Source organism: Arthrobacter sp. PTI12, assembly GCF_056679915.1.
On the sequence record NZ_CM155256.1, the window covers coordinates 945,225 to 958,744 of the forward strand.

Annotated in this window: 20 protein-coding genes; 13 read left to right on the forward strand and 7 right to left on the reverse strand. The window is 62.7% G+C overall.

Features of this window, described 5'->3' with window-relative positions; all coding sequences use genetic code 11:
* The first annotated feature begins 733 nt into the window (after positions 1-733).
* From AC1MBU_RS04630 to AC1MBU_RS04640, 3 genes are all read left to right on the forward strand, one after another.
* Complete coding sequence (locus AC1MBU_RS04630) at positions 734-4,297, forward strand: S8 family serine peptidase (protein WP_479788908.1); 3,564 nt, start codon at positions 734-736, stop codon at positions 4,295-4,297.
* A gap of 95 nt (positions 4,298-4,392) precedes the next feature.
* Positions 4,393-4,998, forward strand: a complete 606-nt coding sequence (locus tag AC1MBU_RS04635; protein ID WP_479788910.1) for a hypothetical protein — start codon at positions 4,393-4,395, stop codon at positions 4,996-4,998.
* A gap of 103 nt (positions 4,999-5,101) precedes the next feature.
* Entirely contained in the window at positions 5,102-5,413 is a 312-nt protein-coding gene (locus AC1MBU_RS04640; RefSeq protein ID WP_479789717.1) for a DUF3846 domain-containing protein, read from the forward strand.
* 36 nt (positions 5,414-5,449) lie between these two features.
* Here the strand turns inward: AC1MBU_RS04640 and AC1MBU_RS04645 are convergent, their stop codons facing one another.
* Complete coding sequence (locus AC1MBU_RS04645; protein ID WP_479788912.1) at positions 5,450-5,974, reverse strand: hypothetical protein; 525 nt, start codon at positions 5,972-5,974, stop codon at positions 5,450-5,452.
* Between the two features lie 95 nt (positions 5,975-6,069).
* On the opposite strand from AC1MBU_RS04645, the gene AC1MBU_RS04650 reads away from it, so the two are divergent.
* The 4 genes from AC1MBU_RS04650 to AC1MBU_RS04665 all read left to right on the forward strand — a co-directional run bounded on the left by AC1MBU_RS04650 (position 6,070) and on the right by AC1MBU_RS04665 (position 7,868).
* Positions 6,070-6,399: a hypothetical protein gene (locus AC1MBU_RS04650; protein WP_479788914.1), complete on the forward strand. Its 330-nt coding sequence runs from the start codon at positions 6,070-6,072 to the stop codon at positions 6,397-6,399.
* Positions 6,400-6,421: 22 nt separating this feature from the next.
* Positions 6,422-6,964 (forward strand): HAD domain-containing protein, encoded by a 543-nt coding sequence (locus tag AC1MBU_RS04655; protein ID WP_479788916.1) that lies wholly within the window; start codon positions 6,422-6,424, stop codon positions 6,962-6,964.
* A 193-nt stretch (positions 6,965-7,157) separates the two neighbouring features.
* Complete coding sequence (locus AC1MBU_RS04660; protein WP_479788918.1) at positions 7,158-7,346, forward strand: hypothetical protein; 189 nt, start codon at positions 7,158-7,160, stop codon at positions 7,344-7,346.
* 126 nt (positions 7,347-7,472) lie between these two features.
* Entirely contained in the window at positions 7,473-7,868 is a 396-nt protein-coding gene (locus tag AC1MBU_RS04665) for a hypothetical protein (protein WP_479788920.1), read from the forward strand.
* Between the two features lie 35 nt (positions 7,869-7,903).
* On the opposite strand, the gene AC1MBU_RS04670 is transcribed toward AC1MBU_RS04665, so the two are convergent.
* The 3 genes from AC1MBU_RS04670 to AC1MBU_RS04680 all read right to left on the reverse strand — a co-directional run bounded on the left by AC1MBU_RS04670 (position 7,904) and on the right by AC1MBU_RS04680 (position 9,571).
* Positions 7,904-8,170 carry a YrhK family protein gene (locus AC1MBU_RS04670; protein ID WP_479788922.1) on the reverse strand — a complete coding sequence of 89 codons (267 nt, stop codon included), beginning with the start codon at positions 8,168-8,170 and terminating at the stop codon, positions 7,904-7,906.
* A 415-nt stretch (positions 8,171-8,585) separates the two neighbouring features.
* Entirely contained in the window at positions 8,586-8,843 is a 258-nt protein-coding gene (locus tag AC1MBU_RS04675; protein ID WP_479788924.1) for a hypothetical protein, read from the reverse strand.
* A gap of 2 nt (positions 8,844-8,845) precedes the next feature.
* Positions 8,846-9,571 (reverse strand): SOS response-associated peptidase, encoded by a 726-nt coding sequence (locus AC1MBU_RS04680; RefSeq protein ID WP_479788926.1) that lies wholly within the window; start codon positions 9,569-9,571, stop codon positions 8,846-8,848.
* A gap of 141 nt (positions 9,572-9,712) precedes the next feature.
* Here AC1MBU_RS04680 and AC1MBU_RS04685 point away from each other — a divergent pair, with 141 nt between their 5' ends.
* Entirely contained in the window at positions 9,713-9,871 is a 159-nt protein-coding gene (locus tag AC1MBU_RS04685) for a hypothetical protein (protein WP_479788928.1), read from the forward strand.
* Between the two features lie 15 nt (positions 9,872-9,886).
* Here AC1MBU_RS04685 and AC1MBU_RS04690 read toward each other — a convergent pair whose 3' ends face one another.
* Both AC1MBU_RS04690 and AC1MBU_RS04695 read right to left on the reverse strand, forming a co-directional pair.
* Positions 9,887-10,312, reverse strand: coding sequence for a hypothetical protein (locus tag AC1MBU_RS04690; protein ID WP_479788930.1), 426 nt, complete (start codon positions 10,310-10,312; stop codon positions 9,887-9,889).
* Entirely contained in the window at positions 10,296-10,493 is a 198-nt protein-coding gene (locus AC1MBU_RS04695; protein ID WP_479788932.1) for a helix-turn-helix transcriptional regulator, read from the reverse strand. The genes AC1MBU_RS04690 and AC1MBU_RS04695 overlap by 17 nt, the downstream gene beginning before the upstream one ends.
* 115 nt (positions 10,494-10,608) lie before the next feature.
* Between AC1MBU_RS04695 and AC1MBU_RS04700 the strand changes: the two genes are divergently transcribed.
* From AC1MBU_RS04700 to AC1MBU_RS04720, 5 genes are all read left to right on the forward strand, one after another.
* The gene (locus AC1MBU_RS04700) at positions 10,609-11,088 is read left to right on the forward strand and encodes a hypothetical protein (protein WP_479788934.1); all 480 of its coding nucleotides are present in this window, start codon (positions 10,609-10,611) and stop codon (positions 11,086-11,088) included.
* A 243-nt stretch (positions 11,089-11,331) separates the two neighbouring features.
* A complete protein-coding gene (locus AC1MBU_RS04705) occupies positions 11,332-11,667 on the forward strand; it encodes a hypothetical protein (protein WP_479788936.1) in 336 nt (111 codons plus the stop codon).
* 161 nt (positions 11,668-11,828) lie between these two features.
* Positions 11,829-12,182, forward strand: a complete 354-nt coding sequence (locus AC1MBU_RS04710; RefSeq protein WP_056546956.1) for a hypothetical protein — start codon at positions 11,829-11,831, stop codon at positions 12,180-12,182.
* Positions 12,183-12,186: 4 nt separating this feature from the next.
* Positions 12,187-12,558, forward strand: coding sequence for a hypothetical protein (locus AC1MBU_RS04715; protein ID WP_479788938.1), 372 nt, complete (start codon positions 12,187-12,189; stop codon positions 12,556-12,558).
* An 85-nt stretch (positions 12,559-12,643) separates the two neighbouring features.
* Entirely contained in the window at positions 12,644-13,087 is a 444-nt protein-coding gene (locus AC1MBU_RS04720; protein WP_479788940.1) for a hypothetical protein, read from the forward strand.
* Positions 13,088-13,091: 4 nt separating this feature from the next.
* Here the strand turns inward: AC1MBU_RS04720 and AC1MBU_RS04725 are convergent, their stop codons facing one another.
* Complete coding sequence (locus AC1MBU_RS04725; RefSeq protein ID WP_479788942.1) at positions 13,092-13,349, reverse strand: hypothetical protein; 258 nt, start codon at positions 13,347-13,349, stop codon at positions 13,092-13,094.
* Positions 13,350-13,520 lie beyond the last annotated feature (171 nt).

Below are 13,520 nucleotides of genomic sequence, written 5' to 3' on the forward strand. Positions count from 1 at the left end.
GTGTCCGACCACCTGGTCGGACAGTGGTCGGACAGGTCGGACAGGCCCAAGACCTTGGTTTCGGTGCCGCCGGGGTGCTCCCGCTCATCTGAACGGGTCCCAGTTCACTCTCCCCAGTACTCGGAGCCGGCCATCACGCTGACTGCTCCAGCCCCCGTTTTCAGAGCCGGCCCAGACCCTCCCGCAGCCCTCCCAAGAGGAGCTCGCGAACGCCGCCCACGCACACCTGCTGACCTCACTCCGGCCGGCCCAGCAACTAACTCCGATGGTTCGCGCCCTGGCTGTTTACGCCACCCGTTGCCCACCGGCCCAAAAGCTGGAAGGACTACATCCTGGAAATGCACGACTGGATGCTTGTCGGCGAGGAACTTCTGTCCGCCCTGTGCGCGTTCGAAGATGTCGCACGATGGCTCAACACGGATATGCAGTAGCGCCCCCGCCGTAGGATGGTCTGCTGACCGGCAGCCAGTGGTGAATTGGCACACGGCAAGGGGTGCTCGGGTGATGCATCCTCTGAGCAAAGACTTCCCGGCTATTGCATGCGACCGACGGTGCACCCGGAAGTCCTTTCTGGCGTCTACGCATGTTTACTTGTATGAGCCTTTCCACCGACAACAAGCCGGGTGACCCGGAGCATCACTTCGTCCGTCGTCTCTCAGATAGGCTACCTGCGGGGGATGCAACTGGGCGCTCCCGTCGCCCGTCGCACCGGGTTTTCACCACTAGGACGACCATGAGCCGACCGCGCCTGTCTAGCGCTGCAGTCACCGCAACCATTTCAGCCCTCCTAACCTCCACCCTCTTCGCTGTGCCGGCGTCGGCCGAGGAGCTGCCCGAGCCGAAGGTGGACAACACGGTCCGCACGGCTCCGGAACAGCTGCCGACGGACCGCTTCATCGTGAAGTTCAAGGAGACAGCCGGCGCCACGTCGGCCGCCCGCGGCAAAGCGTTCGGGGTGGCAGCCAAGGACCTCGGTGTCAGCGTCAAAGAACTTCGCACCATCAGCACCGGCGCCAACGTTGTGCAGACCGGCGCGGAGCTGAACGCAGACCAGGCGGACGAGTTCATCACCGACCTTGAAGCCAACCCTGCTATCGAATACGCCGAGGTGGATACCCTGGCGTCAGCCCTGGCGGTCGCTCCGAACGACCCGTTCTACGACTACCAGTGGCATTACACCCAGGTCCCTCACGGGCTGGACGTCCAGCCGGCCTGGGATACCTCCACGGGTGCTGGTGTCGTCGTAGCCGTCATCGATTCCGGCATCGTCGCCCACGAGGATCTGGACGCGAACATCCTCCCCGGCTACGACATGATGTCAGACCCTGCCATGGCTCGTGACGGCGGCGGCCGCGACTCCAACCCGCGTGACGAAGGAACCTACGGCGACGGCATCAACTGTGCCGCTGACGACTCCTCCTGGCATGGCTCCCATGTGGCCGGAACCATTGCGGCCGCCACCAACAACGGTGCAGGCATCGCCGGCGTAGCACCATCGGCCAAGGTCATCCCGATCCGGGCGCTGGGACGCTGCGGAAGCGGCTACATCTCCGACATCATCGACGGCATCACCTGGGCTTCCGGCGGCACGGTGGCGAACGTACCGGCAAACGCGAACCCGGCCAAGGTCATCAACCTGAGCCTCGGCGGGAAGAGTGCCTGCTCGATCAGCTACCAGAACGCCATCAACGCAGCCGTCTCTCGCGGCAGCGTCGTGATCGCAGCAGCAGGAAACGCAGCCGAAGACACAGCGTTCTACTCACCGGCCAGCTGCAACAACGTCATCACCGTCGGCGCAACCGGACCCACCGGAGACGCGGCGTACTACTCCAACTGGGGCACCCCGGTCGATGTGAGCGCACCCGGCGGAGACGACCAGTACGGCGGCGAAGGGACGGTCCTTTCCACCGTCAACACCGGCTCACAGGCACCCATCGACGGCGGAAGCTCCTACGCCTTCATGCAGGGCACCTCGATGGCGACACCTCACGTCGCAGGTCTGGCCGCCCTCATGGTCTCGGCCAACCCGACGCTGACACCGGCGAAGATTGAAGAACTCCTGAAGGGCACCACCAAGCAGGTCAACAGCTGCTGGTACCCCTGCGGTACGGGCATCGTCAACGCGCCTGCGGCGGTGGCAGCAGCCGTCGCCGGTGAGCTTCCTCCGGCACCGGCGCCCAGCATTGAGCCGGGAATTGTCACAGTCAACGGGAATGCGGCCGTCGGTGAAACCCTCACATACTCCTCGACCGTGTGGGAGCCAGCTATCGTCGAGGTGGCCTTGCAGTGGATGCGCGGCAACAACCCCATTGCTGGGGCAACCGGAATCAACTATCTGGTTCAGCCGGCTGACGTTGGGCAGGTGCTCTGGGTAAAGGCCACAGGGACGAAGCCCGACTTCGAACCGGTCACCGTCGAATCCAACCGCACCGCGGCTGTCCAGCCCGGAACACTGAACGCTCCATTCCCTGCTTTCGGCTCCGACGGAGACTTTGTTGTAGGAACCACGCTCAAGATGACCCCCGGTGCCTGGGGGCCGGCTCCCGTTGCGTTGACTTACTCCTGGCTTCGAGACGGAACCCCAATCCCGGGCGCCACGTCAACCAGCTACACATTGACGACCGAAGACGTCGGAAAATCGATTGGAGGATCCGTCACCGGAGCCAAAGCCGGTTACACCACGGTGTCCCGCGGAACCGTGCCAACCTCGCCGATCAGTGCCGGGACGATCACCCCCGGCACACCCGTCATCTCCGGCAACTTCGTGCTCGCCGGAACACTCACCGTTGACGACGGCAATTGGGGGCCCGCTCCCGTTACGCTGTCGCGACAGTGGCTCCGCAACGGAACCCCGATTTCAGGCGCCACCGGGTCGCAGTACGTTGCTCGCATCCCCGACATCGGCGCGAAGCTAAGCGTCAGGTACGTGGCTTCCAAGCAGGGATACGCCGATGTGAGTGTGACCACCAAAGAGACCGTAGCGATACAGGAGGCGCCGTATCAGATGCCGCCACTGACTGTCGGCGGCACACCCTCTGTTGGCAACACACTCTCCGCCGACCTTGGGTACTCAGACCCCAATGAACCAGGGATCACCTACCTGTGGCTGCGTGGTTCAATCCCGATAGAGGGAGCAACAGCATACAAATACACCCTCACACCAGAGGACCGAGGCTTCGTCGTTAGCGTTCGCGTAACCGTGGACTTCACTAACTACCAGCCAGCAACCGCAACCAGCAGCGCATCCTCGCCTGTAACTGCGGGGACCTTGACTGCGCCTACCCCGACGATCAGCGGTACCGCGAAGGTCGGCGAGCTGCTGACGGCATCGCCGGGCACCTGGACAACCGGAACCAACCTGTCCTACCAGTGGCTGCGCGACGGAACAGTCATCGGCGGAGCAACAGCCGTCCAGTATGCGCTCACTGATGCTGACTCTGGCAAAAAAATCGCCGTGCGGGTCACCGGAACCAAGGAGGGCTACACCACCGCCAACAAGACCTCGGCCGCAACTGCACCTGTTGCCGGACTTATCACACAGCCAGCGTCGAATGATTTCAACGGCGACGGGACGACTGATGTCCTGGCCCGCGATACGGCAGGCAAGCTGTGGCTCTACAAGGGCAACGGCAAGGGCGGATGGCTCGGACGCGTCCAGGTCGGCTCCGGCTGGCAGGGCTTCACCGCGATCCTGACGCCCGGTGACTTCAACGGCGACGGAAACCCTGACGTCATCGGCCGCGACTCCCGCGGCGGCTTCCACCTCTACCCAGGCAACGGCCAAGGTGGCTGGAAGACCCGGGTGACCATTGGTTCCGGGTGGCAGGGTTTCACTGATCTGACCACTCCGGGTGACTTCAGCGGCGACGGCAACGTTGACGTGATGGCTCGCTCGACGACCGGCGCACTGTGGCTCTACAAGGGCAACGGCAAGGGCGGCTGGCTCGGCAAAACCACAATCGGCTCCGGCTGGAACGGCTTCAACGCCATCCATGGTTCGGGTGACTTCAACGGCGACGGCAACGCCGACGTAATGACCCGCGACTCCCGCGGTGCACTCTCCCTCTACAAGGGCAACGGCAAGGGCGGCTGGCTCGGCAAGGCGTCGATAGGCTCCGGCTGGCAGGGTTTCACCGCCCTCGTCACCCCCGGTGACTTCAACGGCGACGGCAACGTCGATGTCCTGGCCCGCGACAAGGCCGGCGCACTGTGGCTCTATAAGGGCAACGGTAAGGGCGGCTGGCTCGGCCGTGTTCAGGCCGGAAGCGGCTGGAACATCATGAACAGCCTGTCCTAGCTATCACCTGGAAGGCCGCCACCTGGAAACGGGTGGCGGCCTTCCTTGTACCGTCGGTGGTGATGGTCTTACCGCACTCCGCACACATGTCTTCCATGCCATCTTCGAAATCATTCGTCCGCAGATTCCCACGCACGAACGATGATCAGGGGCCGCTGCTTGCGGGTCTGGAAGCCAAGTATCAGGACCAGGGACTGCGTTTCGACACAGGCTTCCACGGGTTCGTACCCGTCCAGGGCAATGGGCGCATCGGCCGCCGCTACTTCTACTTCCGTTTCCGCCACGACTGCGCGTCGCTGACGGTCGGATACCCGGACATCCGGGGAATGGCCGGGCGCGACAGGCTCAGTCGATACAAGCATCGCCGGGCCCTCCGGCGCGGGAAGTACGAGCGCTGGTCATTCGACTACCAGATTGCCCTGATGAACCTGAACAGTCGCAGGGACAGCGTCCTGGCCCGGCATCCATCGAACGAAGTCGCCTACGCCTCAATCTCCGGCGTGACCGGCGACCCGTACGCGGGAACGCTCACAACGGAGAGAGCAATCGAGTTGTTCGAGCAGCTGCTGGCAGGTCTCGAGCCGGTCGACCCGAGGATGAAGAGGTTCCGGAACGGCCGGAAGGTGTTCCAGCGGTCCTCAACGATCCCGGTGCCAGAGCATCCGGTGGTCATCGTGAAGCCCTCGAAGCGGAGACGCTGACCGGCCACTCCGTACACATGGGTCCCAGACAACCACTGAAGGAGTAGCCAGGCGTGCGGCAGTCATTCCCACCGATCGGTCCGAACCGATCCGCGTCGAGGAAATCAATGAGGACGTCGAATCGCTCTACAGTGCTGTCGGCAGCGACTTCCAGATCATCAGCATCCGCGGCCTCAACGCCCTGATGATCCTCGCCGAGGACGGCAAGCTGCGCGACTTCGAACTGAACGAGCGGGCGTCCACGCTGGCCTGGTGGTTCGAGTCCATCTCCCCGGAGGACTACATCGTCGGGAACATCCTCATCACCGGCGGCTACACCGACGACGGTGAGCTAAACGACCTGAATGATGCCAGCATCACGGCCCTCAACGAGCTGCTGGAAGAACTTCCCGAAGGAAATAGATCCGCGGCATAGGCAGCTAACTATCCAAGAAGACACCCTTTGGTCCGGTTACCACTCGACGCCGTAGTGGTTCTCCGCCGCCTCAAGGACCATGCCTGGTTCGTGGAGATGCTCGACGGGTCGGTCTCCGTCGAGTTGCCCGGTGGGAGCGCACAGCCATTGGGTCAAACCTTCCGGAGTTTTGTCGTACTTCTCGGCGACCTTCAGCAGCTCGGGAATGACCGGCAGGACTTGCCCCTCCGTGCGGTCGAACTGGAATCCCGGATAGACGAAGGCGTTGCGGCGGCGGACGCCGATCAGCTTCCCGGCACGCCGCTTGTCCGTTGCGTATTCGGTCGGGTTGCTGGAGCGCGAGCCGAGGAGCCCGGCGACTTCAACGCCGTTGAGGAAGCCGAACTCTGCTTCGATTTCCCGCCAAGCGTTCTCGGTCGCCTGGACGCCGCTGGCCATCTGAGGGCTGACCGGCACGTTCACCGCTAAAACGGCGGCACCAAGGGCAGCCATGCTGCGGTGTAGGTTGATGACGGCCCGCTCCGCCTCTGCGCTAAGCGGCTCGGGAACTGCAGCGCCCATTTGTCCCTCCTTGTTTCCTGATTCCCATTGTTCCCGTGCAACCGACTGGGCGTAAGGCCGATCGGGGACAGAGGGAGACCGATTAGGCTCAAACCATGAGCGTCCTGTCCGACCTGCTGAACGACTCGAATACTGAGCAGCTCTCCGCCCGCCGGATTACCGCCATCGCCGCCTCGAAGGGTGTGGAGGTGTCCAACACGTCGATCTCGAAGTACCTGCGGGCGGTGCCGGAGGAGCCCAGCGAAAAGATCCTCCAGGCGTTCTCGCTGGCCTTGGACATACCGATGACCAAGCTGCGTGAAGCCGCGGAGCTGCCGGCGGGGGAGTTGGAGCCGTTCGTCCTGCCGGAGTCAGCGAGCAGGCTGAACGCCCGCCAACGTGAGCTCGTCCTGCACACGGTACGGGTGCTGCTTGCCGAGGATTGAGTCAGTAAGAAAGGTTGGATAGATGCAGCGAACGCTGGTTCTGATCGACATCGATGGCGTGCTGACACCGATGCGCCACCGAAAGGTCGTGCCAGCCCCGGATGAGGTTGCTCAACGGGTTGCAATCCCACCGTGGTCGCCACGCGAGATAGCGACCCGGCCCTCGGTCATTGAGGCCGTGAATCGGTGGGCGGTGTCCGGCGCGGATGTGCAGTGGCTATCTTCCTGGGGCTGGCGCGCGCAGTGGCTGGACCAGATCGGCCTGCCCCAGCTGCCGATTTTCTACGACCCGCACCCCTACGAGGTGTATGACTGGGGGAGAAGTCAACGCTCGTGGAAGAAGCCAGCGGTGGAGCGCTTCCTCGAGTCGGGCTCCGAAGAGATCCGCATCGTCTGGATCGACGACGACGCCTTCTTCTTCAGGGCCGCCGACGCTCGTGCCTCACTGCTGGAGCGCCACACGCGCATATCCGATTTACTTCTGGTGGAGCCCGATGGATTCGTCGGCCTCTCGGACGCCGAAGTGAGCCGTATCGACTGGTTCCTCGGTACCGACGACCAATAGGAAGACCGGGCGTGATGGTGTGTCCCGCATCGAAAAGTCTTTCTAAGGCGACACGTAAGCTGACAGCCGCACACAACCAGACATGACCAGTTTCCAGCCCCGCCAGCCGCCCGGAATAACTGCTGGCGGACAGTTCGCCAGCACCTCGCACGCGGAGGCTCCTGTGGCGCTTTCCGGGGCTAGCATGGAGCCTGTGAGCGATTATCGGGTGTTCCATCAGGCGCCCAGCAATGACGGCTACAGCAGCTCCCTGGATAAGCTCGCTGATGCCTTCGGCGACGACGTCTACGAGCATCCCGAGTATCACGGTGAAGCCGATGAGGAGACCCTCCGGCAGCTGCAGGCAGCCCGCGGAAACCCGGACGCCACGGTGCGCATCTAACGGGCTCTGCCTCCAGGTATCGGGGCCATCAACCCGGCCGACTGGGTCACCCTGTCCGAGGCCTATGCGCGCGAGCACGCCATCCAGGAAGACCAGTAAGACGACTGGCCGATCATCACCGCCGACGTGCCGGCGCGCTTGATCTTCACCGACGGGAACGACCTCTCCGAATACGGCTACGACGGGCCGGCCTTGACCGGTCTCGAGGATGCAGCGCCTATCAAGGACATGTGGTCGGACCGGGACGTCCACTACCACGCGGCGAACCGGTCACTCCTGGACGGCACAGCACGAGCCAAGCTTGCAGCCGACTTCGAGGACTCAGGGCTCGACTACGAGCAGCTCGGTGAAGCCGTCGGCCATGACGCACAGATCGCCCGCAAAGTGGTGAGCGGCAAGACCACCCTGGCCGTGTACACGGTGGCCGCATACTTCCGGGCACTTGGACACCACCCGTCCGATGAGGACCGGGCCGCGCACGGTGCGGACTACGAGATCATCACCCGGCTACGGGCGTCGTAGGGCGCTGGCGGGCCCCGGCATCATGGGCTGACTGGTTAGAAGTCATCCGTCGCGTTCGAATTTGATACCGATTTGATGTGGATATTCCGGGTGAGCCGGATGACGGGCCGGATCAGTAATTCCACTGACCCTGCCAGGAACAGCCAGGTTCCCGTAGTGGTGGTGCTCTCGTTGAAGAAGAGGATGCTGCCTACGATGAACCAGAGGGCGATCATTACGTCGTTGAGGATTGAGAGGGTCTCATACCTGTTGTGGAGGATAAGGTCCTTGTGTCCAAGATTTAGGTCTAGATCATTGCCCATTTGGGAATCCTTTCAAAAATTCAGCGCGCACCAAACTTAGTGCGGTCTTCGGCGGTCGCATCGAACTCCTCGCCGTTGTCGAGTCGGACGATCAGTTTGGCCGGTATGCGGCGCTCATATTTGACAGTAGGAACGGTCATGAGCTTCACGTGTGTGGCGCAGCGGGAAACAGTGCCCGGTGCCGCTGGCATGTTGGTCGTCTCGCAGCCACAATGGTTCGAGGAGATGCCGGGACGCTGGCGAGATCCTCCTCACAAGGCGGGGCCCGGTTTCCCCGGCCGAGGCCCCGCCGCCTCACACTCCAAGGAATCAACAAGCCCCGTCGTTCACGCTTGCGCCAGGAGTAGCCGCCGTACGAGGGCGAGAGCTCCTTTGCCGGGCGGGGCCGCCCACCCCCAGGACCGCCCCGCCCCGCTCACTTCTTTCGGGGCTCTTCCGGTTTCATATCCTGATGCTCGGTCGGCTTGTAACCGTACAGTCCGGACTGCACGCCACCAGAGCCGACGATTGGTCCAGCAACGTCCCTCTTGGCTCCGCTCCTACCCCGGCGGGCTAGGACCACAATGAGCCGGGTGACGACTCCGGCAACGAGGAGGATGAGTATCACGAAACCGATCACCGCTCCGATAGCGGGGGAATCGGATGCGACTGCGACCATGCTTTGCTTCATCACGACTACTCCTTACCGACCGGTTCGATCAGATGTGGCCCGTCGTTGCGGACGTTGCCGACCGCTTTGTCGACGACGCGGGGGAGCAGGTGCGGTTCCGGGATGGCTTCGAGCAGTTGGCGCACCTCGTCTTTGTCGTCCAGGGCTGGGTTCAGCCAGTCTCCGCGCAGATCAGGTGGCACTATGACGGGCGTTCGATCGTGGATGTGTCCCAGCGCATCAGTGGCAGTGCGTGTAAGGATGGTCGCCGTCACCAGCCACTTGTCCGGATCATCCTCAGGAAGGTCGGGGTCCGGCCAGAACTCGTACAGGGCCGCGAAACCCAGCAGCTCGTTCTCGTCCTCCGGATGCAGGTAGATCGGCGTCTTGGACCCGTCAGGATCCTTCAACCACTCGTAGAACCCGTCAGCAGGAACAAGTGCGCGGCGCTTCACCGCGGCCTTCCGGAACGACGGCTTCTCCAGGACTGTCTCCGAGCGTGCGTTGATCAACCGTGCACCGGCCTTCGGGTCCTTCGACCAGGACGGCACCAGACCCCACCGGGCCGTCTCGAGCCGCCGCGTCACGCCGTCGGCTGTGTCTTCTCCAGAACCGGCTTTCTCGGTGATGATCGGGATGTCCGTCATCGGAGCCACGTTCCAGGAGCGGCGTGGCTCGGCCGGTGCCTCCTGAATCTCGAAGGAGTTGACCAGGTCGGCCTTGTTCCCTGCCACTACGAAGCGTCCGCACATGGCATCGATTCTGCCCTACGGTGTCGGTAGTTCAAGGTTCCCTCAAAGGAGTCTCACGTTTGGACGAAGGCGGTTGACGGCTCCTTTGTCAGTGCCAGATGCTGTTATCGACTGCGACAGCAGGATTACTTTGGGGCGGATATGGGAACAATCAAATGCAAGACCTGTCCTGGCACATGGACAGTCTCCACACCGAAGACCGAGAAGGTCATCGCCGAGAACCACACCTACCTGAACCCTGGACACAAGGTGGTCACCGTGTGGAAAGAACAGGACGAGGAACGCGCTAAAGCATCCTGACTGAGGCGGTCGGGTTCACTGGCGTCGCGCCGCGATAGAGTTCGCCACAGCCCAGACGAGGCACAGCAGGACGAGTTGGCCGGCAGCGATGAGTTGCGCGGTCCGCGACCACTGCAGGCCATCCACGACGAGCGTTACAGCCAGGAACTCAACGGCGGACAGGGCGAGGGCGGCCACGCCGACCGCGGCGAATCCGACCTGCCCAAGATGCCGGTCCCGTTCGTCCTGATACTTCATCGCATTGACCCTGGCGACATCTTCGGGCTGGAGATGCCGTGCGTATGCCGCCGCTGCGAGCACCACGAGGGCCAGTACGCCAAGTAGTCCTGCTTCCACCCAGTGCCCGGTGAACGCTATGACGGCTGCCCCGAGCACTAGGATCCCGACGAGCACAGCGTTCGCGATCGAGGCTGTGGTTCGGCTTCTATTCTGCGTCGACATCAAATATTTCCTCCACTGGTTTGTCGAAGTGTTGCGCCAGGTGCACCGCGAGACGCAAGGACGGCTCGTACCGCCCCGTTTCGATCGAGTTGATCGTCTGTCGGGACACTCCCAGCTGCGCAGCTAATGCTTCCTGCGATTGTCCGCTGGCCTGCCGCAGCTCACGTATCTGGCTTTTCACGATGACAAGCCTGCTTGACACTGCGACTTGATGTCAAGCACGCTTGTCGACAAGCCCACTTTCCATTTCGCCGGCCGTTGCCGGCCACATTCCCTACAGACCAGGAGGTAGACCCGTGCTCGAGGCACTCCAGAACTTCACCGAGTCCATGCCTTCCTACCTGCAATGGCTCGGGGTGATAGTGGCCGGAGCGATTCCCTTCATCGAGTCCTATTTCGGTGCTGTCATCGGCGTGATGGCAGGGATGAATACCGCAACTGCCATTGCGGCCGCCGTCATCGGCAACATCGCCACGATGCTTGCCATGGTGCTCGGAGCGCACACGGTGCGATCCCGGTTCGGCAGACCAGCTGCCGAAGCGTCTCCGAAACGGCGCCGGCTGCGGGAAGCCTTCGACAAGTACGGCATCGCCGGCGTGAGCCTGCTCGGTCAGACGATCCTGCCCAGCCAGATCACCTCAGCCGCCCTCGTCTCGTTTGGGGCGCCCAAGAACAAGGTGATCTTCTGGCAACTCATTTCGATCATCCTGTGGGGAACCGCTTTCGGACTTCTGGCCTCTGTTGGCGTCGATCTCATCGTGGACGATCAGGCATGAGCGCACATCCGGTAACCGGGTACCCGGTGTGCAAACGCACCGGATGATGGCCTTGACGAATCATTCCGGCTGCGGGCATCGTAGAAGGGCCGCTGCTGAGAGCACGGCATTGAGCACCAGGGCGCCGGGGAAGCTTCGCGGACGCATTGATGCGGACCGCGAGGGCCTCGAGTCACCCCCGCCTGCACGAGAATTACTGATCACCGTCTGACCGCACGGCGAGCTCAACCGGAGGCCCCTGCCATGCTCAGACCACTCGACTCAGCGAACTTTCCGTCCACAATGGGCCTGCGCCCCCTCAGTGAGTCGGTGCCTCCCGGACCTACCCGGGACAAAGAAACCTTGAGGTTGGTGTCGCTGGAAAACACCCGGTCCCTCCTGGTGCAGACCGTGTTCGAAGCCCTTTCCGCGTGCCAGAAGAAGAACGCCAGCATCACCCAATTACTGCTCAGCGCGGCAGTACGGGACCTCGACGACATGGACCGGATGCTCTTCGAACTCCGCCACAACATCGCGGACCGCAGCCTTCCGCCAGCTGCTTCGGATACGGTCAGCAGCGGGCTCAGCCCCCAGGACTGAGTGACCTGCGTGCTGCAAGAATCCAGCGCGCGGTTCTGAGCAGGCGCGCATTCGGAACACCGTGAAGAATCGAACACAGTGAAGAATCGAACACTTTGAAGAACCAAGCCTTGTGCCGGCGCTGATTAGTAGGCTGGATCAACGACGGCGTTGGGGGAGCTATGCAGAAGTACAGCAAGTTGTTCGTCTTGGGTGGCGCGCTTTTCATTGCAGGGTTTCTCCTGCTGGCACCCGGGATCTCAGAGTATTCGACGGCAACCGTGAGGGACACCGGCGTCCACGGATCAACATGGTTTTTCCTGGCCGCTGGTGGGGTGACTGTACTGGCCAGCGCCGTGCTGGTCATCCGCGGCCTCCTCCTGAAGCGCTCGTACATGAATACGGTGCAGACCTGGGACTCCCGGCAAGAGCCTGAGGCAGCAAGTGCACGTCCGTCGATGTTCGGGGATCGGCCGGCCTGGATGGACAGGCCGGCGAACCACATGGGCGACAACTACGGCCAGAAGCGAAAGTGAGCGCGTGAACAAGGCGCACGTCGAAGCAGCCGTTGAGCAGCCCCGCCGCATCCGCCGCTCCACGATCCTCTTCCTGGGCGTCATCGCGGTACCGGTTCTGCTGGGGCTGGCACTGAACAGCTACGGTCCGCTGACGGTCGACAGCGCGCTGCGCATGGCGGCCGCCACCGTGGCAGGGCAGACGATTGCCATCCTCAGCGCCGTCACAGCCGTCATCCTCACCATCAAGCGGCGCTACCCGGCCCGGTCCGTCATAGCGATGGTGATTTTCGCTGCGGTAGTCATCATCTACGCGTTCACGGGCATGAGTGTTGCAGGGGGATTGCTCGTCGACCGGCTTAATCTGCTCGCCGACCTCGAGCAGGCCAACCCGTAGCAAACCGTCGGTGCGGGTGCTTTGATCTGCAGCACAGCACGATGCCATCCGTTAGGCGGACGCGGCGCTGGCATAAGCTTCGGCTATGCCGGAACAAGCCACACCGCCGATCATTCGCCTCTTCCCGGACATTGCGGACACTGCCTTGTGGTTCGACGGGCCGGTGGGCTATGAGGACTCTGGGTTGGGACCTGGGCTGGTCGCTGCCCTTCAGGCGTGGGAGCTGTCCTACTACGAAGCACTGACACCCGAATTCGAGTGGAGGTTAGCCGATCTGGCACGCCGATTCACGGTTGAGGGCAACCGCCTCGCACAACTGTTGGCTGACGAGCTCGGCCAAGGGTACGAAATTGAGTTTGCATCTTATGAGCCCGGCGTGGAGCCGAGACACTTCCGCTCATCCGGATCAGCACAGAATGCTGCCGCTAAAGCAGCCTTCGACAAACTCAGGACGGGATTCATTCGTGAGCAGGAAGAGTTTTCCCGGCTGCGCGCCGACGGCGGCATCACTGTGACGGGCAAGGACTGAGCCCTCAGCCTACTGGTATGACCCTGGCGCCGTGCTCGATGTCGAGGATCAGCGGCATGTGGCTGCTGTGCTCGAGCCAGTCCTCGCGATCACCGATAGTGATGCGCGCCGCCGTGCCAGCGCTGAGGAACGCATAGTCGACGTGGTGGGACTGCTGGTCATTTCGGTCCCGGTAGAACGTCGGATGCGGCTCGCCGCCCTGTTCTACGCCCTCAAGATCGTGATAGACACTGCGCAAACCGCGGTGCTCCAACTCGGCCACCAACTTCGAGTGGGAATCACCCTTCTGCTGATGGCCCTAGTAGCGGGTGGCGCTGTGTTGAGTGCGGTCGGACGCCCGTAGTGGTGTGGCTAGTCGCGGATGGTAAGCCGGCTGGGGGTTTCGTAGGCGAACATGACATCGTCGCCGCTGTCTGAATCGACTGCCACGCGC

Coding starts and splice junctions, on each gene's coding strand:
- AC1MBU_RS04690 (WP_479788930.1), bottom strand. CDS start 10,312: ATGTCGACGCAGAATAGAAGCCGAACCACAGCCTCGATCGCGAACGCT.
- AC1MBU_RS04655 (WP_479788916.1), top strand. CDS start 6,422: ATGCAGCGAACGCTGGTTCTGATCGACATCGATGGCGTGCTGACACCG.
- AC1MBU_RS04720 (WP_479788940.1), top strand. CDS start 12,644: ATGCCGGAACAAGCCACACCGCCGATCATTCGCCTCTTCCCGGACATT.
- AC1MBU_RS04685 (WP_479788928.1), top strand. CDS start 9,713: ATGGGAACAATCAAATGCAAGACCTGTCCTGGCACATGGACAGTCTCC.
- AC1MBU_RS04705 (WP_479788936.1), top strand. CDS start 11,332: ATGCTCAGACCACTCGACTCAGCGAACTTTCCGTCCACAATGGGCCTG.
- AC1MBU_RS04630 (WP_479788908.1), top strand. CDS start 734: ATGAGCCGACCGCGCCTGTCTAGCGCTGCAGTCACCGCAACCATTTCA.
- AC1MBU_RS04680 (WP_479788926.1), bottom strand. CDS start 9,571: ATGTGCGGACGCTTCGTAGTGGCAGGGAACAAGGCCGACCTGGTCAAC.
- AC1MBU_RS04710 (WP_056546956.1), top strand. CDS start 11,829: ATGCAGAAGTACAGCAAGTTGTTCGTCTTGGGTGGCGCGCTTTTCATT.
- AC1MBU_RS04645 (WP_479788912.1), bottom strand. CDS start 5,974: ATGGGCGCTGCAGTTCCCGAGCCGCTTAGCGCAGAGGCGGAGCGGGCC.
- AC1MBU_RS04635 (WP_479788910.1), top strand. CDS start 4,393: ATGCCATCTTCGAAATCATTCGTCCGCAGATTCCCACGCACGAACGAT.
- AC1MBU_RS04670 (WP_479788922.1), bottom strand. CDS start 8,170: ATGGGCAATGATCTAGACCTAAATCTTGGACACAAGGACCTTATCCTC.
- AC1MBU_RS04650 (WP_479788914.1), top strand. CDS start 6,070: ATGAGCGTCCTGTCCGACCTGCTGAACGACTCGAATACTGAGCAGCTC.